The sequence below is a fragment of the Streptomyces longisporus genome, assembly GCF_039532765.1.
Lineage (GTDB): Bacteria > Actinomycetota > Actinomycetes > Streptomycetales > Streptomycetaceae > Streptomyces > Streptomyces longisporus.
This window is the reverse complement of the sequence record NZ_BAAASG010000025.1, coordinates 197,851-219,974: the sequence shown is the minus strand read 5'-3', so window position 1 is coordinate 219,974 and position 22,124 is coordinate 197,851. Positions and strand designations below refer to the sequence as shown.

At 69.1% G+C, this 22,124-nt stretch carries 17 protein-coding genes and 2 pseudogenes; 11 read left to right on the top strand and 8 right to left on the bottom strand.

Features of this window, described 5'->3' with window-relative positions; translation table 11 throughout:
• Positions 1-98 precede the first annotated feature (98 nt).
• Both ABD355_RS40105 and ABD355_RS40100 read left to right on the top strand, forming a co-directional pair.
• The gene (locus ABD355_RS40105; protein ID WP_344406099.1) at positions 99-629 is read left to right on the top strand and encodes a hypothetical protein; all 531 of its coding nucleotides are present in this window, start codon (positions 99-101) and stop codon (positions 627-629) included.
• A 151-nt stretch (positions 630-780) separates the two neighbouring features.
• The gene (locus tag ABD355_RS40100) at positions 781-3,453 is read left to right on the top strand and encodes a WD40/YVTN/BNR-like repeat-containing protein (protein ID WP_344406098.1); all 2,673 of its coding nucleotides are present in this window, start codon (positions 781-783) and stop codon (positions 3,451-3,453) included.
• Between the two features lie 73 nt (positions 3,454-3,526).
• Here ABD355_RS40100 and ABD355_RS40095 read toward each other — a convergent pair whose 3' ends face one another.
• The 4 genes and pseudogenes from ABD355_RS40095 to ABD355_RS40080 all read right to left on the bottom strand — a co-directional run bounded on the left by ABD355_RS40095 (position 3,527) and on the right by ABD355_RS40080 (position 7,319).
• Positions 3,527-3,766, bottom strand: a complete 240-nt coding sequence (locus ABD355_RS40095; protein WP_344406097.1) for a hypothetical protein — start codon at positions 3,764-3,766, stop codon at positions 3,527-3,529.
• Positions 3,767-4,330: 564 nt separating this feature from the next.
• On the bottom strand, positions 4,331-6,256 hold the full coding sequence (locus ABD355_RS40090) for a hypothetical protein (RefSeq protein WP_344406096.1): 1,926 nt from the start codon (positions 6,254-6,256) through the stop codon (positions 4,331-4,333).
• Between the two features lie 23 nt (positions 6,257-6,279).
• A pseudogene (locus ABD355_RS40085) lies at positions 6,280-6,977 on the bottom strand (cation efflux transmembrane domain-containing protein).
• Positions 6,978-6,983: 6 nt separating this feature from the next.
• Positions 6,984-7,319 carry an ArsR/SmtB family transcription factor gene (locus tag ABD355_RS40080; protein WP_344406095.1) on the bottom strand — a complete coding sequence of 112 codons (336 nt, stop codon included), beginning with the start codon at positions 7,317-7,319 and terminating at the stop codon, positions 6,984-6,986.
• A gap of 102 nt (positions 7,320-7,421) precedes the next feature.
• Between ABD355_RS40080 and ABD355_RS40075 the strand changes: the two genes are divergently transcribed.
• The gene (locus ABD355_RS40075) at positions 7,422-8,087 is read left to right on the top strand and encodes a class I SAM-dependent methyltransferase (protein WP_344406094.1); all 666 of its coding nucleotides are present in this window, start codon (positions 7,422-7,424) and stop codon (positions 8,085-8,087) included.
• A 50-nt stretch (positions 8,088-8,137) separates the two neighbouring features.
• On the opposite strand, the gene arsM is transcribed toward ABD355_RS40075, so the two are convergent.
• A complete protein-coding gene (gene arsM, locus ABD355_RS40070; RefSeq protein ID WP_344406092.1) occupies positions 8,138-9,037 on the bottom strand; it encodes an arsenite methyltransferase in 900 nt (299 codons plus the stop codon).
• Between the two features lie 104 nt (positions 9,038-9,141).
• On the opposite strand from arsM, the gene ABD355_RS40065 reads away from it, so the two are divergent.
• The 6 genes from ABD355_RS40065 to ABD355_RS40040 all read left to right on the top strand — a co-directional run bounded on the left by ABD355_RS40065 (position 9,142) and on the right by ABD355_RS40040 (position 13,583).
• The gene (locus ABD355_RS40065; protein WP_344406091.1) at positions 9,142-9,516 is read left to right on the top strand and encodes an ArsR/SmtB family transcription factor; all 375 of its coding nucleotides are present in this window, start codon (positions 9,142-9,144) and stop codon (positions 9,514-9,516) included.
• Positions 9,517-9,551: 35 nt separating this feature from the next.
• Positions 9,552-10,256: an aquaporin gene (locus tag ABD355_RS40060; RefSeq protein ID WP_425585845.1), complete on the top strand. Its 705-nt coding sequence runs from the start codon at positions 9,552-9,554 to the stop codon at positions 10,254-10,256.
• Positions 10,257-10,280: 24 nt separating this feature from the next.
• Positions 10,281-10,709, top strand: a complete 429-nt coding sequence (locus ABD355_RS40055) for an arsenate reductase ArsC (protein WP_344406088.1) — start codon at positions 10,281-10,283, stop codon at positions 10,707-10,709.
• Between the two features lie 1,169 nt (positions 10,710-11,878).
• Positions 11,879-12,544, top strand: coding sequence for a ribonuclease domain-containing protein (locus tag ABD355_RS40050; protein ID WP_344406087.1), 666 nt, complete (start codon positions 11,879-11,881; stop codon positions 12,542-12,544).
• Positions 12,545-12,548: 4 nt separating this feature from the next.
• On the top strand, positions 12,549-13,103 hold the full coding sequence (locus ABD355_RS40045; protein ID WP_344406086.1) for a barstar family protein: 555 nt from the start codon (positions 12,549-12,551) through the stop codon (positions 13,101-13,103).
• 303 nt (positions 13,104-13,406) lie between these two features.
• Positions 13,407-13,583 carry a hypothetical protein gene (locus tag ABD355_RS40040; RefSeq protein WP_344406085.1) on the top strand — a complete coding sequence of 59 codons (177 nt, stop codon included), beginning with the start codon at positions 13,407-13,409 and terminating at the stop codon, positions 13,581-13,583.
• A 19-nt stretch (positions 13,584-13,602) separates the two neighbouring features.
• Here ABD355_RS40040 and ABD355_RS40035 read toward each other — a convergent pair whose 3' ends face one another.
• Positions 13,603-16,566, bottom strand: a complete 2,964-nt coding sequence (locus ABD355_RS40035; RefSeq protein WP_344406084.1) for a response regulator — start codon at positions 16,564-16,566, stop codon at positions 13,603-13,605.
• A gap of 812 nt (positions 16,567-17,378) precedes the next feature.
• Between ABD355_RS40035 and ABD355_RS40030 the strand changes: the two genes are divergently transcribed.
• Positions 17,379-17,501 carry a hypothetical protein gene (locus ABD355_RS40030; RefSeq protein ID WP_344406083.1) on the top strand — a complete coding sequence of 41 codons (123 nt, stop codon included), beginning with the start codon at positions 17,379-17,381 and terminating at the stop codon, positions 17,499-17,501.
• Positions 17,501-18,771 (top strand): annotated as a pseudogene (locus tag ABD355_RS40025) (tyrosine-type recombinase/integrase). The gene ABD355_RS40030 and the pseudogene ABD355_RS40025 overlap by 1 nt, the downstream one beginning before the upstream one ends.
• Positions 18,772-18,943: 172 nt before the next feature.
• On the opposite strand, the gene ABD355_RS40020 reads toward ABD355_RS40025, so the two are convergent.
• Positions 18,944-19,702, bottom strand: coding sequence for a hypothetical protein (locus ABD355_RS40020; RefSeq protein WP_344406081.1), 759 nt, complete (start codon positions 19,700-19,702; stop codon positions 18,944-18,946).
• Positions 19,699-21,891, bottom strand: coding sequence for a hypothetical protein (locus ABD355_RS40015; RefSeq protein ID WP_344406080.1), 2,193 nt, complete (start codon positions 21,889-21,891; stop codon positions 19,699-19,701). The genes ABD355_RS40020 and ABD355_RS40015 overlap by 4 nt, the downstream gene beginning before the upstream one ends.
• Between the last annotated feature and the right edge of the window lie 233 nt (positions 21,892-22,124).

The window sequence follows — 22,124 nt, the reverse complement described above, 5'->3', positions numbered from 1 at the left end:
ATGGTGCCCGGCAGCGGAACGCCGGGCACCATCCCCACGTCGAATCGACAACACCACCCGTGGTCCGGCACCCCGCGGGCCGGACAAGGAGGACACCGATGTCTGCCCGCCGCCAACTCCCGCCCACGGCCATCGTGTTCGCCGCAGCGCTCCTGCTCGCCGGCTGTTCCTCCGGCCACGGGTCCTCCGCCGGACCGAGCCCCTCGCACACGCCCTCCGTGACGTCGGCAACGAGCGCGACACCCTCGCCAACGCCCACGACTGCGAGCACCGGGACCCCGAGCACGGCCGGCCCCTCGGGGACCGCCACCGTCCCGGCCGTCAGCATCACCACGCTGCGCTCCGGCGGGACCCTCACCCTCCCCGCCACGGTCGGCTACGCGATCACCGGTCTGCACTTCACCGCGTCCGACGGATACCGGCTGCATCTGACGCTGGGCTCCTCCGGCTCGTACGGCCTGGATCTCCCCCTCAGCGGCCCCTCCGGCACGGTGACCATTCCGCGCGACAAGATGCTGCCCGGCAAGAGGGATCTCACGTTCACGCTCGCCCGCAAAGGCCAGGCTTCGACCTTTTCCACGCAACACGCGGCACATGTGAATGATGTCGCGATCTACGGCCCCAAATAGTCGTACGTAAAGGGAAGTTCGTGTCCATGCGGGCCGCAAACGTAAACTCCCCGCCATTTTTCCTGTGAGCCCTTTGTGCGACTGTTATGGGCACGCCAAGATCTTCCCGCGCCGGGACACCCCCATATGCCCGTCGCAGGGAGGAGCGGGCATGTTGCCCCCAAGACACCAGCGACGGTTCATAACCTGCACCGTCGTAGCCGCCGCGTTCGGGCTGGTAAGCACCCAGTCGTTCGCCGCATCGGCTGACACGAGACCCCGGCCCTGGCAGGCACGCCACCAGGCCGCGATAGGCCGGGAGCACATCAAGGCGGTGCACGCCGGTCACGGAATATCGGCCTTCGCCGCCGAAGGCGATGACGACGGCGCCGACGAGGCGGAGAACTCCGCCGAGTCCACGGCCCAGTTCACCGAGGCCCGCACCGCGCCCGGTGTGGTCGCACCCGGTGCCTACGGCGCGGCCTGGCAGCAGCTGCAGTCGATGAAACACACCGGCGGCGACTGGGACCACGTCACGAAGAAGGCGTACAACTCGGACGACTCCCGCTACCGGGATGTGAACTCCAACTCCAGCGGCGGCTCGGGCAAGGTGACCGGCCGGATCACCGGCATCGCCGCCGACGACCAGGGATACGTCTACGCGGGCGGCGCCAACGGCGGCGTCTTCCGCTCCACCACCGGCGGCGGGCACTGGAAGCCGATCGCCGACAAGCTGCCCTCCCTGTCGACGGGCACCCTCTCCCTGGACGGTCAGAAGCGGCTCTGGTACGCCACCGGCGAGTCCAACACGGGGGCGACGTCCTTCGTCGGCACGGGCGTGTACGTCCTGAAGGACCCGCAGCACGGCACGTTCCAGCCCGGCGACCGCGTGGGCGGCGCCGAACTGGAGTCCACCGTCATCCACGCGCTGCGCTTCGCCGGCACCAAGGTGTGGGCGGCGACCAGCACCGGCGTGTGGTCGCACTCCACGACCACCCTGTCCGGACCGTGGAAGCACGAGTTCGCCCCGAACCCCGACTATCTGCCGGGTGGTTCGAAGGCGGACGACCCGAGCGCGCCGTACAAGAACATCGCCAACGACATCGCCGTCGACCCGAAGGACCCGAACAAGGTTCTCCTGGCGGTCGGCTGGCGCGGCGGCGACACCTACAACGGCCTGTACGCGCAGGCGAGCGACGGCAGCTGGAAGCCGGCCACCGGTCTCGGTGACCTGCCGACCAGCAGTGCCGACGTCGGCAACGTGACGTTCGGCGCGGCGGCCGACGGTTCGCGTCTGTACGCCATCGACCAGTCGCCGGCGCAGACGGCCGCCAACCCGGACAGCGGGCTCAAGGGCGTGTACGTGTCGAAGAACGGTTCGCCGTTCGGGCCGTGGACGCTGATCGCGGACTACACCAAGCTGAAGGCGTCCGGCTCCGCCCTGCAGGGCGCGGGCTACCAGCCCGGCATCCAGTCCTGGTACAACCAGTTCCTCCAGGTCGACCCGGCCAACGCCGACCACGTCTACCTCGGCCTGGAAGAGGTCTTCGAGACCAAGAACGGCGGGGACAGCTGGATCACCCCGGGCCCGTACTGGAACTTCCCCTTCCCCTGCTGGAGCATCGACCCGGCCAAGCAGACCGGCGACTGCTCGCCCACCACCCACTCCGACCAGCACGCGGTCGCGATCGGCAGCTACAAGGGCAAGAGCTGGGCGTACGTCGGCAACGACGGCGGCATCTACCGCCGCCCGCTCAGCGGCGCGGTCGACTCCGGCGGGCACGCCAAGGACTGGCAGTCGCTGAACGACGGCACGATCGACACGCTGCAGTACTACTCGGTGGGCGTCGGCAAGGACCTCGACAACGGCGGCGTCTCCGTCACCGGCGGCCTGCAGGACAACGGTCAGTCGATCCTGCGCGGCCACGACAAGGTCATGGGCTCCAACTTCGGCGGCGACGGCGGCGACACCATCGCCGACCCCGCCAACGGCTGCAACATCGCCGCCGAGTACGTCTACCTCGACCTGTGGGTGACCCAGAACTGCGGTGTCAACGACGGCTCGTGGACCACCGACCCGTCCAAGGCCACCGAGTACGAGGTCGCCCCGCCGGACAAGGACCTGGGTGGCGCGGGCGCCCGCTTCATCGCCCCGATCACCGCCGATGCCAAGAACACCAGCACCTGGATCGCGGGCGGCCGCCACGTCTGGGTGCAGACGAAGGGCTTCGCGATCCGCTCCGGCAAGGAATGGACCAACGCCTACGACCTCGGCGAGGGCCATGTGGCCACCGCCGTCGCGTCCTCCGGAGGCACGGTCTACGTCGGCTGGTGCGGCCCCTGCAACAACCAGGGCTTCACCCGCGGCATCGCGGTCGGCAACGCCGACGGCACCGGCTGGCACCAGCTGAACCTGCCCGTCGACGGCACCATCCCCAACCGCTACGTCTCCGGCTTCGAGATCGACCCGGCCAACGCCCAGCACGTCTACGTGGCGATCAACGGCTTCTCCCGCCGCTTCACCGAGGGCCCGGGCGCGGGCGTGGGCCACGTCTTCGAGTCCAAGGACGGCGGCGCGAACTGGTCGGACATCTCGGCCAACCTGCCCGACGTCCCGGCCGACACGGTCAAGCTCCTGCCGAACGGCGGCCTCGCCCTCGGTACCGACCTGGCCACCTTCTACCGGCCCGCCGGCGCCACCAAGTGGCAGGTCCTGGGCCACAAACTGCCCACCACGGCCGTGATGCAGCTGCGTCTCGGCCCCGACGGCAAGCTGTACGCCGCCACCCACGGACGCGGCATCTGGTCCTTCGACGTACGGCACCTCAAGGGCCGTAAGGACTGATCCGACGCACTCCGGCATACGGCGGCCGGTGCGCACCCCAAGGCGGGGGCGCACCGGCCGCCGCGCGTCCGGCTCACTGCACCGGATACGCCGCCACACTCAGCCGCAGCGTGAACACCGGCGCGCTCTGCGTACCCCAGGTGATGCTCACCGATCCGGTGCGCGCGGCCCGCACCGTGACCCGGGCGCCGCCGTTGCTGTCCGTGGCGGTCGAGGTCACCAGCGCCAGCATGGGGTTGTTGCTGCGTGGCTGGGGCCAGGAGCCCTGTGCCCGGGGCTTGAGGATCACCGTCACTGTCGTGCCGGATCGCACGCACAGGGTGTGGACGGAGGGATCTCCGAGGCCGTGGGTGATGGTGGCGGATCCCGTGACGCATCCTGGGGGCGCGGGGGCTGTGGGGTGAGGGCTTGGAGCTGGGGTCGACGGCGGGGGCGCCGCCGGCCGCGTCGGGGAGGGCGAGCCGGGGGTGCTCGGTGTGCTGGAGCTGCTCGCTGGGGGCGCGGTCGTGGGCGGGGAGGTAGAAGGGCGCGGCGGTGCCGAGTCCGCCTCCGAGTCACTGCCGCTGCCTCCGCAGGCGGTCAGGAGGCAGGAGAGGGCAACCAGGACGGCCGCGAGCGAGGGCCAGGATCCTCGGTGTCTGCAGTCCTCCATCATCATGACCACTCCCTTTGCGCCATGGGACGTCACTGCGACGTCCTCGGCCGCCGTTCGGTTCCCGTCGTCCCTGGCAGCTTGGCAGGGCCTCAGCGGATACCGGAGCCGAAGGGGATGACGATGTCGGTGAACCGGCCGCTGGTGACCGTGACGGTGACCGGTTAACAGGAGGTGCGTTCCGGCCGGGGGCCGGAACGCACCTCGGACCGGGCTGTGGGGTGATCAGTGCCGCACTGGCAGGGGCATCGACCCAGCGGACCTGTGCGGTGCGGCGACGCTCGCCGCACCACGGGTGCTGGAGGCGACGCTGCCGCCCGTGACGGTCAGCGGGCCGGCGGTGTAGAGGGCCTCGTCGAAGGCTTGGCCGTTGGTCGGGGCCTTGCCGACGGCGAAGGTGGAGACCGCCTTGCCGCCGATGACGGAGGTGGAGAGGTAGTCGCCGACCATGCGGCCCTGGGTGGAGTCGGCGATCTGGGACAGGGACATGGGCCCGGCGACGGTGGTGGGGGTGCTCCAGGTGCTGCCGCCGTTGGCGGAGGAGATGTAGCCGACCTCCAGCTGGCAGGTGGAGGCGGTGCAGTTGGCGGCCGGGTAGAAGTAGTAGTAGAGGCCGATCTTCGCGCTCGTGCCGGAGGTCACCGCGGTCGAGACCGTGGTGGTGGCCGACGAACCGGCGGCCACGCTGGACGAGGCCGGGCTGACGGCGACCGAGAAGTCATTGCTCGCGGTCGAGCCGCAGTTCGGGAGGGTGAAGGAGGCGAGCCGGGTGTGCCAGTTGAAGTTGCCGTTGGCGGGGATGTACTCGTTGGTGTACCAGAAGGTGCAGTCATCCGTCGGGTCCACGGCCATCGAGGAGTAATCGCCCCAGCGGCTGTAGGTGGTCTGCGAACCGCCACCCGTGATCGCGGTGACCTCGCCCTGCGTCATCGAACCGAGCGTGTCCCCGGCCAGCCGTCCGGTGTAGCGGATCGACGGATGCACGGAGGACGAGGACTGCGAGTAGCCTAGGGCGATGTTGCCGACCTTGTCCTCGGCGATCGAGCCCATCCACCGGTAGGCGGAGTCCGGCGCGTAGGTGCCCTGCTGGTAGACAGTCGGGTTGCCGCCCGACAGTCGCAGCTCGTACCAGCGCACGCCCACCGAACTGCCCGCCGTGACCGCATGGTTGACCACCAGCGACTCGTGATCAGCGAAGTTGCGGTAGGCAAGGCGGAACATCAACCGGTCGGACAGCGAGTCGAGTTGCTGGCTGGTGCCGCTCTGCGGGATGCAGGTGCCCGAGCTGCCGCACGCGGTCGTGTACGAGGCGACGGTCAGCGTCGACGGCCCGGTGAAGGTCGAGTTGGACGTGGTCGTCCAGTCGACGTGGAACTTCCAGTACGCCAGCGTCGTGCTCGTCGTGCCCAGTCCCACCATCGGCTCCGGCTCCCCGGACGGAGGCGCGGTCGAGCCGTCGAGGTCGCCGCCGAGCAGGCCGCCGTAGGAGGACGAGGTGGTGAAGCACTGCTGTGCGGCGCTCGCACCGGTGAGCATGGCCGACCGGTTCAGCGCGCACGCCTCGGCGTTCAAGAAGCTGCCGGAGGCGGTGAACATGTTGTAGGTGATGTAGTACGCGTCCGGCCACACCGACAGCTTCGGGTAGTCGGGGAAGTTGGCGTACTGGAACGAGTAGCGGTTGTAGCTGCCGGTCGCGTCGGCGCTGGTGGAGACGGCCACGCACTCGTAGTACGGGCCGGAGGACGAGGAGACGTTCGCGAACTGCGTGACCACCCAGCGGCCGGCCAGGGTGTCCCAGCGGACCACCGCGTCACCGTCGTTGGTGGTCTGGCAGGATCCGCCGAACCCGGACCACAGGGTGCTGGTGTTCGTCGGTGCGAGGACGGTGGCCCCGGACTTGGAGTACACCGCGTAGGCGGTGTTCACGGTCTCGACGATCTGACTGGAGCCGACGGCGGCGTTCGGGTCCGGCGGCACCCCGGTGATGGAGTAGTTGCCGGCGCCGATGCCCTCGAAGTTGGTCCCGGTGGAGGGGGCGGACGGCCCGCCCGGGCTGGACTGGACGACGGGGTCGGGGATGGGCGAGGCGGGCGGGTGCGGCAGGCGCTCCTCGCCGCAGCTCGGTGATGAGGGGCTCGATGTCCTCGACATGGGGCAGGTCGGCAACGAGATGTTCACGCACAGCAGGAGCAGCCCGGCCTACAGCCGCACCCGTCCGTGGCAACGGTCTTCGGGGCTGCGGCTACAGGGGTGGCGCAACACCCCTTGCCTTGCCGGGCGTTGCGGCCTTCCTTCACCGCGATGCCGGCGATGACGAGGGCGGCAATCGGGTCGGCCCAGGACCAACCGAGGATGGCGTTGAGGACCAGCCCGGCCAGGAGCACCGCGGACAGGTAGGTGCACAGCAGGGTCTGCTTGGAGTCCGCGACCGCGCCGGCGGAGCCGAGTTCACGGCCCGCGCGGCGCTGGGCGGCGGACAGGAACGGCATCACGGCCAGCGAGAGGGCGGCGAGCACGATGCCGGTGGGCGAGCGGTCCGCCTCACCGGTGCCGGCCAGTGCGCGGGCGGCGTCGAGGGTGACGTAGGCGGCGAGCGCGAAGAACGACACCGCGATGATCCGCAGCGTCGTCTTCTCCCGGGTTCGCGGACGGCGTGCTCGCGGGCGGAGAACTGCCAGGTGAGCGCCGCGGCGGAGGAGACCTCGATGACCGAGTCCAGGCCGAAGCCGATCAGCGCGGTCGATGACGCCACGGTGCCGGCGGTCAGCGCGACGATGGCCTCGATGGTGTTGTAGGTGATGGTGGCGGCGGCCAGCAGCCGTATCCGGCGGGTGAGTGCCTCTCGGCGGGCCGGGGTCGGTCCGAGGGATATGGACCATCAGCAGCAACCGTCCGAGGCAGCGGCGGGACAGGTCTTGTCCGCCTCCACCGCGACCACGGCGGCCCGCAAGTCGTCCAGGGCGAGACCGAGGCGCTCGTCGGCGAGCTCGTAGCGGGTGCGGCGCCCGTCCCGGACCGTGACGACCAGCCCGCAGTCGCGCAGGCACGCCAGATGGTTGGACAGGCGGGTGCGGGAGACGCCGAGGGCATCGGCGAGGTCGGCCGGATAGGCAGGGGCCTGGCGCAGGGCGAGCAGGATCCGGCAGCGGATCGGGTCGGCGAGCGCGCGCCCGAAGCGGGCCAGCACGTCGACGTCTGAAGCAACGGTCAGCACATCCGCGACAGTACACAGATGCCTGAATTCAGGAAGCCATGAACTTTGTCGGGACGGGCTTCGGCCTACGCTTCGCTTCATGAGCGCGAGAGGATGATGTCTGTGACGGATGACGGGCAGGATCTGGCCGACGCCCAGCGGGAGCACTGGCAGGGCACCTACACCGCTCACCCCGGCATGTACGGGGCCGAGCCGTCCGCCCCGGCTGTCCATGCCGCCGCGGTCTTCCGTGCCGCCGACGCCCGGGAGGTGCTCGAACTCGGCGCCGGGCACGGCCGGGACGCGCTGTACTTCGCTCGCGAGGGCTTCACCGTCCAGGCCACCGACTTCTCGGTCGCGGGCCTGGAGCAGCTGCGCGCCGCCGCCCGGCAGCAAGGTGTCGCCGAACGGGTGACCACCGCGGTGCAGGACGTGCGGGACCCGCTGAGTCTGCCGGACGCCTCCGTGGACGCGGTCTTCGCGCACATGCTGCTGTGCATGGCCCTGTCCACGAAGGAGATCCACGCGCTGGTCGCCGAGGTGCGCCGCGTGCTGCGGCCCGGCGGTACGTTCGTCTACACCGTCCGGCACACCGGCGACGCCCACTACGGTGCGGGCACCGCCCGCGGGGACGACATCTTCGAACACGGCGGCTTCGCCGTGCACTTCTTCGACCGCGAACTCGTCGACGCACTCGCCGACGGCTGGATCCTGAACGAGGTCCACGCCTTCGAGGAGGGCGACCTGCCGCGACGGTTGTGGCGCGTCACCCAGTCCTTGCCCCGTTAGCGCTCAGTCGGCCGGCACCGGCCGTGGCCGGTCCGGCAGCCGCCGCCGTATCAGCCCTGGCAGCCGCACCCGGAGGCACTCTTGGCCTCGGTGACGGTCAGGGCGGGGTCGGCGGACGTCTCGGCCGGGGTGCAGCAGCCGTTCACCCCGCAGCAGGCATCGCCCGTCTCCGACTCCGTCGCCTCGGGCCGGCCGGCTGCGGTCACGGGCTTGACGGCGCGGACGACGGCGGAGTGCATGCCGTCGGCGACGGCGTGCGTAGGGGTGATCGAGATGTCGGTGAACCCCGCGGTCTGAAGGCCCTTCCGGTACTCGGCGAAGGACAGCGCGCCCGCGATGCAGCCGACGTAGTCGCCCCTCTCGGCGCGCTGTTCGGCGCTGAGGGTGTCGTCGGCGACGACGTCCGAGACACCGATGCGGCCGCCGGGCTTGAGGACGCGGAAGGCTTCGGCGAACACGGCGGGCTTGTCGGTGGACAGGTTGATGACGCAGTTGGAGATGACGACGTCGATCGTGTCCGCGGGCAGCGGGACGGCTTCGATGGTGCCCTTGAGGAACTCGACGTTCGTGGCTCCCGCCTTCGCCGCGTTGGCCAGGGCGAGGGAGAGCATCTCATCGGTCATGTCCAGCCCGTACGCCTTGCCGGTCGGGCCGACGCGGCGGGCGGAGAGCAGGACGTCGATGCCGCCGCCGGAGCCGAGGTCCAGGACGCGCTCCCCTTCTCGGAGTTCGGCAACGGCCGTGGGGTTGCCGCAGCCGAGCGAGGCGGCGACGGCCTCGGCGGGCAGAGTGTCGCGCTCGTCGGCGGCGTACAGGGTGGAGCCGAAGTTCTCGTCGACCTCGACCGGCTGCGGTCCGCAACAGGCGGCGGTGCCCTCGGTGACCTTCACGGCCGCGGCCGCGTAGCGCTGGCGGACGGTTTCGCGCAGGTCGGTGGACTGCTCGTTCATCACTTCACTCCTGGGTGACTGGGCATTCGGTGCCCGGAACGGCCTGTATTGAAGTTCGTTGATGCAACCTTGCGCCTTGGATCGAAAAACGTCAACATAGAGGCATGTCGAAACAAGAGCTTGAGGTGATCGGCCAGGACACCGCCTGCTGCCCGGGGCTGGCGTCCGCACCGCTGGACGAGGACCAGGCGGCCGAGCTGGCGAAGGTGTTCAAGGCCCTGGGTGACCCGGTCCGGCTGCGCCTGCTGTCGATGATCGCCTCACGCGGCGAGGGCGGCGAGGTCTGCGTCTGCGAGCTGACCCCGGCCTTCGACCTGTCCCAGCCGACGATCTCCCACCACCTCAAGCTCCTGCGCCAGGCCGGTCTCATCGACTGCGAGCGCCGTGGCACGTGGGTGTACTACTGGGTGCTGCCGGCGGCTCTCGACCGGCTCGCCGTGTTCCTGAAGGCCCCGACCGCGGTCGAGGCGCTCGCGTGAGCGCCTCGCTGGGGCGCCGTGCCGTGGCCGAGGCCATGGGCTCGGCGGCGCTCGTCGCGGTGGTGGTCGGCTCCGGCATCCAGGCCACCGACCTGTCCCGGGACGTCGGCGTCCAATTGCTCGCCAACTCGCTGGCCACCGTGTTCGGCCTGGGCGTGCTCATCGTGCTGCTCGGGCCCGTCTCCGGGGCTCACTTCAACCCGGTCGTGACCCTTGCGGCCTGGTTCACCGGCCGCCGCGATGGTGAGGGTCTCACGGCCCAGGAGGTGGCCGCGTACGTTCTGGCTCAGATCGCGGGAGCGACAGCGGGTGCGGTCCTGGCCGACGCCATGTTCGGCAGGCCGCTGGTGCGGTGGTCGACGCACGACCGCTCGGCCGGCCACCTCCTGCTGGGCGAGACCGTGGCCACTGCCGGCCTAGTCCTCCTGATCTTCGGGCTGGCCCGTGTCGGCCGTGCCCATGTCGCCCCGGTCGCAGTGGCGTCGTACATCGGGGCGGCGTACTGGTTCACGTCCTCCACGTCGTTCGCGAACCCGGCGGTGACGATCGGCCGTGCCTTCACGGACACGTTCGCCGGCATCGCACCTGCATCGGTCGCTCCTTTCATAGCGGCCCAGGTGGTAGGCGCTGTACTCGGACTGGCCCTCGTGGCGGCAGTCTTCGGGCGCCCGGCTCCCGCACAGACCGGTACCTCCGCCCTGCACGCCGAGCCCGAACTCGCCGCCCCCACCCTTCCCTGACCCACCGCCCAGGAAGACGCCACCATGAGCAGCACTCCCACCGCCGACCGGCCCTCCGTCCTCTTCGTCTGCGTCCACAACGCCGGCCGCTCCCAGATGGCCGCCGCTTTCCTCACGCACCTCGCCGGCGACGCGGTGGAGGTCCGCTCGGCCGGCTCGGCCCCTGCCGACACGGTCAACCCGGCTGTCGTCGAGGCGATGAGCGAGGTCGGCATCGACATCTCCGCCGAGACCCCGAAGATCCTCACCGTCGAGGCCGTCCAGGCGTCGGACGTCGTGATCACCATGGGGTGCGGGGACACGTGCCCGGTCTTCCCCGGCAAGACCTACCTGGACTGGAAGTTGGACGACCCCGCAGGGCAGGGCGTCGACGCCGTACGTCCCATCCGCAACGAGATCGAGGACCGCATCCGCGGCCTGCTCACCGACCTCGGCGTGCAGCCCTGTGCATGACAGCCGCGACGTGTTGGCCGGGCATCGTGAACTGCTGCCTTGCGTAAGCGACTTCGCACGTACGACGCGGCATGGTGCCGCAGGTCACACAAAATGCGTCTCGCAATGACACCCGGGAGTCGAGTGGCCCCAAGGGGCCCCTGTATGCCCCTGAACTGGCTGCTTCACCTCGGCTTAGGGCGCACGGGGCGCACCACCCTCGAATTGGTCTAGGCAACAACAAACCCCAGGCCACTGACCTGGGGTTTCATCCTGGAGCGGGTGACGAGAATCGAACTCGCGCTCTCAGCTTGGGAAGCGACGGCGCTTGGGCGGGTTCATGGGCCCTGACCAGCGCAGATACCTGGTCCTTGAGGTGGTCATGTGGGACCGATCGCACCGCTGTTGACCGTGGTTTACCGGTCTTATGGGCACGCTATGGGCACGCCGTCGACTTGGAGGCGCGGGGAGCGCTTCTCACGGGCTGACGGAAGGCCGGCTTCCGGACACGAGCCCCGGTCGGCAAGGTGCCGTTGCAGGAGGACATGGAAGCACCGGTGCCCCGGTCGTGCGTGGCGGGTCAAGAGTGGTCGCCGCGGCGGTGGCCACCTCGTAGAGCACGGGTGCCATGTCAGGCGCACACACTGGCTCGAAAACGAAGCAGCGCCCGACCCGGCCGAAGCCGACTCAGATGCTGTGTAGTAGGTGAGAGCGCGTTTACGTCCCTCGCCACCGAGGCCCTCTGGGACTCGAACCCACAACCAATGGATTAAAAGTCCTGGCCAAAGCTTGCCGGGTGGTTCCGGACGGTCCTTCGGTGTCCGGAACCACCAGGTCAGAACACATTTGCCGTAGGGGCTGATCCACCTACGGATGGGCTGTGCCACACCGTCCGCTCACGCATCGCTCACGCAGAAAGAGCTGCTGACCAGGTGTTTCGGTCCTGGCGCTGCCTCGCCGTGAGGCTGGTTGCTCGTGCCGATCGGCGAAACGTTCCTGGACCGCGAGCGGTCCAGACCGTGCGTTCACCAGTGGCCACGCGGGAGGACTTTCTCACAGCCGGGTGTCATTTCCGTCTGTCGGACAGCTGTGAGCCGACTGAGAGGCCACTGCTATGCACGACCGGTTTCTTGATGGCACCGGGGCGAACGGCCCCCGGGTGAAAAACCGGAACTAGCGAAGGAGACGTCTTGTCCTCCTCTCTTGACACGGCGTCCGCGTCCGACGCGGAACGCCGTACGAAGCGCCCCCGGCTCCGGGGCCGCCGCCGGATCCTGACCGTCGCGAGCGTGGTGCTCGCCCTGATGGGCGGTGTGATCGCCGAAGCCGGCACCGCGTCCGCGCAGCCGCCGGCGGCCCAATGCCCCGCAGCCTGCTACGCCGGCCCGCCCGCCGGCGTGCAGCAGGTGGACTGGGACGACGCGAACATAGCGGCGACGTGGTGGGCCAACAACAACATCGACTTCTCCCGGGTCGTCAGGTCCGGCTGGTCGCGCTACTACCGCATCGATGGGGCCCAGGGACATGGATGGCCCGACGCGTTCTGGGGCCGTAACTGGTACGGGTTTTACGAGCCCGGCGTAGGACGTGACCAGTTCATCTACTACGGCGGCACGTTCAACGACAACGCCGGAGTGATCACCAGGGCCGAAATCAACCATGGCGTCTCGAGCAACGACGCCTGGCAGAGCTCGCAGGTCCACGGGAACTCTCCCTACGTGGAGTACGACATCGACTACTACGGCAGTGCGGGTGCGTCGCGTAACGCGAGGCGGCTCGTGCGCAACACAAGGTCCGGCAACGTCTACGCCACGTTCGACCACTACAACTCGTTCTACTACCTGGGCCGCTTCTAGGCACGTGGAAGCCGACCGGGCCGGGGTGGTGCCACAGACAGGTGAATCCGTCCGTGACATCACCCCGGTGGTCATGAAGGAAATGAAGGGGACGATCAAATTGACCTCCACGACTGCCTGGCTCCGCCCGCTGACGCAGGCGGCAGCCGACATCACGACACTGGGTACCGTGCGCGGCTCCCGTTGCCGTACCAGCCGGGACCTTTTCACCGAATGGGCGACCGAACTCGGCTTCCCGGACTATTTCGGCCGGAACTGGGACGCCTTCAATGACTGTCTCGGTGAAGCGGTGGTGAGAGCGTCCGCCGAGAGTGCCACCTCGGAGGGGGAGAGAGCGCCACTGGCGGTGATCGTCCAGGAGGCGGACGAGCTCCTCGCGGACGAGCCCGCGAGCGCACTGTCGGTCTTTCTGACCATCCTGGCCCAAACCGCTGGTGAAGACAGCTCAAGGCCCACGTTGTCACTGCTCCTGGACGCAACCCCGGACCATCTGTCTCGCGTGACCGAACGCATGACGGAAGCAGGCTACCCCCCGCTTCTGAGTGGCCATCAGTTTTAGGCGGATCGCCCTGCATGCCCCAATAGGTACCTCGCCAGGTGGGTGTGGTCTCGTCCGCGATGCGCTTGGCGAGGTTGTCGATCGAGGCTACTGGCCGAGGTGGCCGCCGACGTTCCCGCGCGGCAGGAGGTGCACGGCTCCCGTTGCCGTCCGAGGCAGGGCCTGTTCATCGAACGAGCCCGCCGTGCTCAGCTTCCCGGGGCACTTCGGGCCCTGCTGGGTCGCCTTCTCCGACTGCCTCCGGCACACCCCGTCGCGAGCGGACCCGGCGCAGCCGCCACGATCGGGAGGCTGGCCGCGCCGGTGACGGTCATCGTCCGGGAGGCCGGCGACCTGTTCGCCGACGGGCCGGACACCGCCTTGGCCCCCCTCGTGTCCATCCTCGGCGACTTCGCCGACGAACCACGTCGGCTGCTCGTCCTGGGCGACACGCCTGACCGGCTGTCCCACCTGGGCCGGCGCATGGCGGCGACAGGGTGATGACGGCCGCTCCCTCGGCTCAGGCGCGTAGCTTGTAGCCGAAGCCGCGGACCGTTTCGATGCGGTCGCGGCCGATCTTGGTACGCAGCCGCATCACCTGGACGTCCACGACGTGTGTGTCGCCGGACCAGGCGCAGCCCCAGACCCGCTCCAGGAGGATGGCGCGGGTGAGGACGGTGCCGGGCGAGGCGGCGAACTCCCGCAGCAGCTTCAGCTCGGTGGTGGTCAGGTGGACGGGTTCTCCGTCCTTGTACACCTCAAGTGACTCCGGGCAGTACACAAGGTCCCCGAACCGGCTCGTACGAGTGTCGCGCCGTCGGCCCGCGGGGGCCGTGCGTCGCAGCACGGCGCGCACGCGGGCGAGCAGGACCGTTCCGTCGAAGGGCTTGGCCAGGCAGTCGTCGGCGCCCGCCTCCAGGCCCCTGACCACGTCCGCCGGGTCGTCGCGGTCCGAGAGGAGCAGAACGGGCACCTCGGACTCCTCGCGGATCCGCCCGGCCAGGCTCACCCCGTCCAGGCCCGGCAGCCGGCCCGCGAGCACGGCCACGTCCGGTGTCTGCTGACGGAACAGGGTGAGCCCTGTCACGCCGTCGGCGGCGCTACGCACCCGGTAGCCGCACTCCTCAAGGACGAGCCGGGTATTCTCCCTGGCCGTGGGGTCGCCGTCGACCAGCAGTACGTCGTATGCGCGGGGTCCCTCGGCGGGTGACGCAGGCTCGGTGTCCGCGGTGGTAGGCGCATGTCGGAGGCGCACAGTGCTCGGCGCAGTCTCCTTGAGGTCGATGTCACCGTCGCCGTCGATGTCAGCGCCGGGACCGGGATCACCGTGGGTGCCGATATCGCTTTGGGCACCGCTCTCAGCGTCGGTGTCGGTGCCACTGTCGCTTTCGGTGCCGGTGTCGTACGCGGTGTCCCTGCCGCATTCGGGCCCGGCACCGGAATCCGTGTCGAGGGCGAGGGCGAAGTCGACGGCGTGTGCGCGGGTGCGGTGTGTGCCGCCTTCGGCGAACGCCTGCCGGTACGACGCCTCGCCGAGCGCAGCGATCGCGGCTTGCTCGCAGCGGGCGTGCCACTCGGCCATCTGCGGTCCGAACGCGCAGATCGAGCTGCCAGCGTCGTGCCACAGGGCATCCGCCAGACCGAGCAGCCGGGCGGCCCGCTCGTGAGCGCCGCCGGCGGCGGTGGCCCAGGCGAGCAGTTCCAGCATCCTCCCGACCATCGCGTAGTCGTTGAAGCCACGCATGCCTTCCAGCGCGGACCTGACCAGGGTCTCGGTCGTCTCGCGGTCACCACGGGCCCAGGCGTCGTAGCCCAGGGCCATCAGCACCAGGGCCCGGCCCCACCGATCCCCGCTCGCCCGGGCGGCGGCGGTGAACCCCGCACCGGTCTGTGCGGCCCGAGGGTCACCGAAATGCGCCTGGCTAAAGGCCAGCGCGAGCCGCCAGGATGCCGCCTCGCACTCGTCACCCAGCGCTGTCATGGCGGCCAGGGCCTCCTCGTACCGGCAGATGCTGTCCCTGGGCCGCCCCTGGTTCTGCGCGGACACCCCGCGCAGGCCCGACGCCTGGATCCGCACCCACGGGTCCCCCAGCCACTCGCCGAGCGCGTCGGCCTCGTCCAGCCAGCGGTCGGCTGTCGCCAGGTCGCCCTGCGTCTGCGCCGCCCAGACGGCGACCAGCAGCGCGCGGGCGCGCTCCGGGCCGGGCTCGGGCGCCGCCGCGAGCACCCGCTCGAACTGGCGGCGCCCCTCACTGAGGAACCCGCCCGCGCACCAGTGCCAGCGCAGGGCGGCGACCAGCGCCAGCCGGGACCGCGGGTCACCCTCGTAGTCGAGGGCGGCCAGCAGATTGGGGTGCTCCACACGCAGCCGGGCGAGGTTCTCCACCTGGTCGGGGCCGTACCAGTTCCGGTCGATGCGGTGAGCGAGGGCCAGGTAGAAGTCGCGGTGGCGTCGGCGCAGTTCGTCCTGTTCGCCGGAGTCCGCGAGCCGCTCCCGGCCGTAGTCCCGGATGCTCTCCAGCAGCCGGTAACGCCGCTGACCACTCGCCTCGCAGGTCAGGACGACCGACTGGGCGACCAGCCGGTCCAGGAGGTCCAGCACCTCGGCCTCGGCGATCCCTTCCCCGGAGCAGACGCCTTCGGCGGCCTCCAGGCTGAACCCGCCGGCGAAGACGGTCAGGCGGTTCCACAGCAGCCGCTCGGCCGGGGCGCACAGCTCGTAGCTCCAGTCGATCATCCCGCGCAGCGTGCGCTGATGGGCCGGTGCCGTCCGGCTGCCGCCGGTGAGCAGGGCGAAGCGGTTCTCCAGCCGGTCCGTCAGCTGTCCTACGGTGAGCGTGCGCAGCCGGGAGGCGGCCAGCTCGATCGCCAGCGGGAGCCCGTCCAGATCCGCGCACAGGCGCGCGAGGGCGGCGTGCCCGGCCTCGTCTCCGTGGAACCGCTCCCGCACCGCGCCGGCCCGGTCCCGCAGCAGTTCCACCGCCTCGTCCTGCGCGAGCGGCGCGAGGGCGAAGACATGCTCGCCCGTGACACCCAGGGTGTGGCGGCTCGTGGCGAGGATGCGCAGCCCGGGAGCAGCCGACAGGAGGGATCCGGCCAGCTCGGCGCACGCCTCGACCAAGTGCTCGCAGTTGTCCAGCACCAGCAGCGCGCGCCGCCCGGCCAGATAACCCGCGAGCTGGTCCAGGAAGGGCAGCGCCCCGAGGTCCGGCACCCGCAGCGTGCCCGCCGCCGTGGCCGCCACCGCCGACGGGTCGGTCACCGGGGCCAGGTCCACCAGCCACACCCCGTCCGCGAACTCCTCTCGGCACGCGGCCGCCACCTCCAGCGCCAGCCGCGTCTTGCCCACACCGCCCATGCCCGCGAGCGTCACCAGCCGCCGCGTGCCCAGAAGGCGCCGGATCTCAGCGGTCTCCTCCCGCCTGCCCACAAAGCTCGTGATGGCGGCGGGCAGGTTCCCGCACCCTGCGATCACCTTGGTCATGCTTTCCCCGTCTCCCCCGTACCATGATCGAAAATTTCCAGGAGTTCTTGCCGATTCCTTACGGTCGACCTCATGGTCGGATCGTGGTCAGCCGTATGAAGGACTTGGGCCGCTCAGGATTTACGAGGCGGGTTTCTACTGCGTGAACAAGCACGGTCCCGCCACAAGCCGAATGCGGCGCCCACCCCCGCCCTGACCTGCACCGACAAAGGCGGCGGCAGTCTTGCGTGGCATATCTCACAAACCCGACGCAAAGGACGTTGTCGCCTTGCAACCAGTCACAGCCGTCACGCGACCCGTCGGCCTTTGATCAATGAACCGAGCCCTCCCTTGAAATCACTCGTCTCAATTGTCAGGCGCCGAGAATTGATTGGCGACATGAATCGTGCCAGTGATCAATCGCCTGGTCCTGTTCGGGCTGCGGTCCGACAGGGCGCGCGCCCTGTCGGACCGGCGTTGGGACTCCGGCCTGGTGCAGGCGCGGTCCGGTCAGGGAGGCTCCGCCATCCTGGTTCTTGTTGGTCGGTGGGTCCGGTGTCGTCTCGGTGGGGTGCTCGTGCCGGTCAGGACTGAGATCGATTGAACGGGATCTTCCGTCAGGGGGTCTTCTGCTCTGCCCGCTGCGGGCCTTGGTTTGCTGCGTAGCTTCTACGCGGGAGCGTTCTGCATCGTGGAAACGTTGACGTGGACGGTCGAGCGGCGGGTGCGGCTGGCAGAACCCGCCGATCTGTTGCGCAAGGAACCGGCCGAGAAAACGAAGCAGAGACGGCCGGGATCAGCTTTGTTCGGCCCTTTGACAGCGGTCTACGCGGTTGTCGTCGCACGCGGAGCGGCGCCCGTCCCGGGTCCCGGAAAGCGCGATCGCCGAGTACGTCGAGGCGCGCACCGTCGAGCCGGTCCGCCGTGTCCGTACCCGCTACGGGAAGGCGGCCTGATGGCGGGACGCAAGCCGCACCGGCGGCGCGAGTTCGGCACGGTACGCAAGCTCGCCTCCGGCCGGTGGCAGGCCCGCTATATCGGCCCGGACGGCCAGCGGTACACCGCCCCGGAGACGTTCGAGACCAGGTCCGGCGCCCAGGACTGGCTCAACCTCGTCCGCGCCGACACCGAGCGCAACGTCTGGCGCGATCCGGATGCCGGTGCGGTCAACTTCGAGAAGTACGCACTCCGTTGGATGGAGGAGCGCGGCCTGGCCCTCACCACCGTCGACCGCTACGACGGCCTGCTGCGCCTGCACCTCCTGCCGACCTTCGGCGGCAAGGACCTGGACGAGATCACTCCGCCCTCCGTCCGCACATGGCGCGCCGAGCGTTTGAAGGCGACCGGCGCCACCACGGTCGCCAAGTCGTACCGCCTGCTGAAGGGCATCTTGCAGACGGCGGTCGACGACGATCTCCTGCGCAGCAACCCGTGCCGTATCAAGGGCGCAGGCAAGGAGGAGGCCGACGAACGCCCCACCGCCACGGTCGAGCAGGTCTTCGACCTCGTCGGCGCCATGGGCCCACGCTGGCGCCTGATGGTCCTGCTCGGCGCCTTAGCCTCCCTCCGCCCGGAGGAGCTGGCCGAACTGCGCCGTCATAGTGTCGATATCGACGAATGTGCGCTGCGCGTCACGCACGCGTCCCCCGAGCTGACGAACGGTAGTCGGGTCACCGGCGACCCCAAGACCCGTGCGGGCAAACGCACGGTCTACCTGCCCGACTTCCTGCTCCCGGACTGCGCCGCCACCTCCAGTGGTTCGCCGAGAAGGGACCGGACGGCCTCCTCTTCGTCGGCGAGAAAGGCGCCCCCTTCCGCCGCTCGACCTTCGGCCGCAAGTGGCGCAAGGCGAGGACCAAGGTCGGCATAGCGGACAACTTCCGCTTCTACGACCTTCGGCACACCGGCAACACGCTGGCCGCCGACACCGGCGCCAAGCTGAAGGACCTCATGGTCCACGCGGGCCAATCCTCGGAACGGGCCCAGCTGATCTACCAGCACTCGACGGTGAAGCACCAGCGGAAACTCGCGCAGGGCATCGACACCGAGGTGCGCGAGCAGCTACGTGGATTGCAGAGGAGCAGCGCCAGCCCCGCGAGGCGTAGCCGTTCATCGCTTCGGGGCTGGGGCTCTGGCCGGCGGCAGCCAGTTGCCCCTGCCCCGGATATCTACTGGTTCCGTTGGGAGGGACGCTCGTCCTGCTGCTGGAGGGCTTCGGCTCGGTGACCCTGAAGCCGAAAGGGGGCCTCATCAGGATGTCCGCGCAGTCTTGCGGACCGCCACGCGGCATCGAATGTCAGCGGAGTCCGGCTTCGCCGTATCGCCCGGCGGGCATGCCAGCTGGTACGGGGGGACAGGAGCACGCGGAGTATGGTCAGCCGGATCTCCCTTCCCCGGCTCACTCCGGCCGCTCCGAGCTCCGCTGGCCCGGCTCCGTGGGCAGTTGTGCGGCGAGTTCCTTTTCCCCGTACTCCAGGAACAGCGCGTGCAGGGTGCGCAGGAGGTCGCCTGCGTCCTTGTCGCTCAGCTTGCTCAGGAACGTATGCAAGATTTGAGCTACGGCCACCCACTGCGTTTGCGGGTGCCACTGCTGTACGTCCCGCACGATCTGATCGGCATCGACGCCCGGCGGCAGGTACCCGTGGTGCGCGGTCTGCTCCAGCAACAGGTACAGGCGGGCCGTGGCCGGGGTCCGCAGAATTTCGTCCTGCATGAACCGGATACGTGCTGAAGTTTGCTGGCGTGCGAGTTCTTCCAGTGTCTCCTCACGCCGGAGTTGAGCGAGGCGCTCAGCGATGGTTCGAGCGTGATCGTCGACACGGAGGGTGACCTGCGCCCACAGGATCTCGATGCTGTCGGTGCACCACGGAAGGAGGCGCCTGAGTTCGTGGTTGATGTCCTGTTCCGTAGCTTCCCAGCGCAAGACACTGCGCTGGGAAGCAAAACTCTCCGCGACGCGCCGTACTGCCCGTCCGGCATCTTCGTAGGCCGTGGTGCTGCCCGGCCCGTCTTCCTGGCGTCGCCACTCGACTCGGATGGTGGCGTCGAACGTGAGGCCGGGTTCGTTGCTGTCGAGGAGGTCGCGGAATTCTCGCACCCAGTTGGCCTGCGCGATGCCCTCACTGCGCGAGGAGCCTTTGCGCATCAGCGGTCTCACGCGGTCTCCGTGGAACGGCCGACGACACGAGGGTGGTACCTGGCGACGGCCCGGCTCCGGTCATGGAAGAGGAGGTCGGCCAGTTCATGTCGGAGCTGTACGCGTGTGGCGTCGGCGTCTGGTGCCGGATAGGGCTGCCAGGCGTACAGCAGGTCGTTCAGGCGGTTCCGGAGTCTGCGGGCAAGGTCCGGGTCTGATGTGGTCAGGGCTCCCCTGAAGACGCTGAATACCAGGGGGCGCAGGCTCGGATGCTGGTGGGCGGCGTCCATCCAGAGGCGGAGCGCTTCCGCAGGCTCCGTGTCGTCGTCCGTGGAGGTCAGCAACGCACTCCAGCCGATACACAGGTCTTTGAGAGCGGGGCGGAACTCGTCCTCCTCGCCACCGCTCTGGAGCAGTACCGGTTCGGGGACGGTTTCGCAGTCTTGGTCGGCCGTCAGAGTGGCCAAGGCCGCGAAGGAGCGGCGGCCCGAGATGAGACGGTCCGCGCCGGGAGCGCACCAGTCGATGATTGAGTTGAACAGGGCCTCGCGGGCAGTGGGGTCAGCCCAGATGGTGCGGACCGCGGCATGCAGCGACTTCTGCACTCTGCCGTCCTCCGAGCCTGCTGCGTATCCCAGGCGCAGCAGCGCCTTGGTGGTGTAGCGGCGACCGAACTCGCCGGCACACACATCGACGGCCAGTCTCGGCAGTGCCGCGTCCTCCCTGTTCTTGGACCAGCGCAACAGCAGCTCGTGGATGAACCGCCCCATGGTCGGATGAAGGGCGGCAGCGGATATCAGATCCGTGGCTGCCTTCCACAGGACTGGTTCCCGCTGCCAGGCTGAGATGATCCTTTCAAGGGGAGCTGGTTTCCTGTGGCGCGTGGCCCAGCGCACAGCGAAAGCGCCGACCCGGTTCGCCAGGAGCAGCCGGTCGTCCGTCGTGAACGACTCCAGGAACTCATTGGTGTTTTTCGTCTTGGTCGTCGGTACGTCGGCCATCCATGCCAGGAAGGTCTTCCGGGCTGCTGGTCGGTCGATCCAGAAGTAGCTGAGGACGGCGTCGTCCCATCCTGGTCGCCCGAAATCGAGGGTGTCGTCCGTCGGGTGGAGTGCGGCCTCGATCTCGTCCACCAGCTCGACGACGCCTGGCGCGACCTGTCCTTTCAGTGAGACCGGCGTCTTGAAGTGGCCGCAGAGCTCAGCTGTCTTCACGTACACATGCGCGACGGTCGCGCTCCGGAAGAGGGCGGCGACCAGCAGGAAGTTCCTCTGGAAGTCGGTCCTGCCCGGCTTCTTGTGCCACTTGAGCAATTCCTCTCGCCAGTCGGTGCGTGCCTTGACGACACTCAGCACCCTGGCGTTGAAGCCGTCCGGGTCTGCTTCGACCTGCTCCTTGGCCGCGGACTGCTCCGCCAAGTGGATGTGTTTGGTCTGCTCGGCCTTGAGGATGAGGCCGACGGTCTGGAGAACGTCGGCGGGTGGCTGTCCGGCCAGCAGTTCCCGAATGCGCCCGTCGGTGAGCCAGCGCGTGGTGTCGAACCCGGGCGCCTCGGCCGAGAGCCAGGCACGAGCCACCTTCACGGGGTCCGGCTTGCCCAGTTCGGGAACAACTCCTCTCGGGGCGCCCCCGCTGATGCGCTGCCACTGCTCCTGTGTGGTCAGGACGATCAGCCGCGAGGAGCGGTTCTTCAACGACTGCTGGATGTCGTGGAGCAGCGCCCCGAAGTCGCTGCTGACCGCCACGGTGTCGTCCTCGTCGGCCGGGAGATCCAGCAAGTAGCCGGCGTTCTGCTCACGAGGGAGACGCCGCAGGGGAAACCGTGCGGTGCCGCCGAAACTCAAGGGCCCCACTCGAGCCCCGGTACGCAGATGCAGATCAGCCAGGAGGGCGTGGGCGGTGAACGTCCGGCCCGCACCCGGCTCCCGGGGTAAGACCAGCACTGCGCCCGGCTCCTCAAGCGCTTTGTACGCCGTCTGGTAACCGACCGGCTCGGCGAACACTGCGCGGACGGTCTCCAGGTAGCGGCGGGGCAGCTCCGAGTGCTCCAGCAACTGGCCCAGGACCGCAGTGAGCTTCACCGCCGTCATCTCACCGAAGTTGAACAGGGCCTCCTGCCGCAGCTCTGCGACCGCCGCCCGCAGCACCCGCTGGGCCTCAAGTACGCCGGCATCATCGTCATGGTTGCCCGGCCCGGTGCGGGCAGCCATACCATTCGCTCGGGCTTCGGAAGGAGGGCCGTCCAAGTTTTCGCCGGACCGCTGGTCTTCAAGTCCGTTTCGTAACTGTGAGTCGGTGTTCGCGCCGTCGTCGGCATCGTCCCGTCCGGCTTGCTCGTCCCATGATCCGTAAGAGGCTCTGTTGGAGCGGTCGACTCGGTCTCCGTCTCCGGTGCGGCTGGCATTGGCGCGGTCGAAAGGATTTCCGGGCACGACGGATTCCA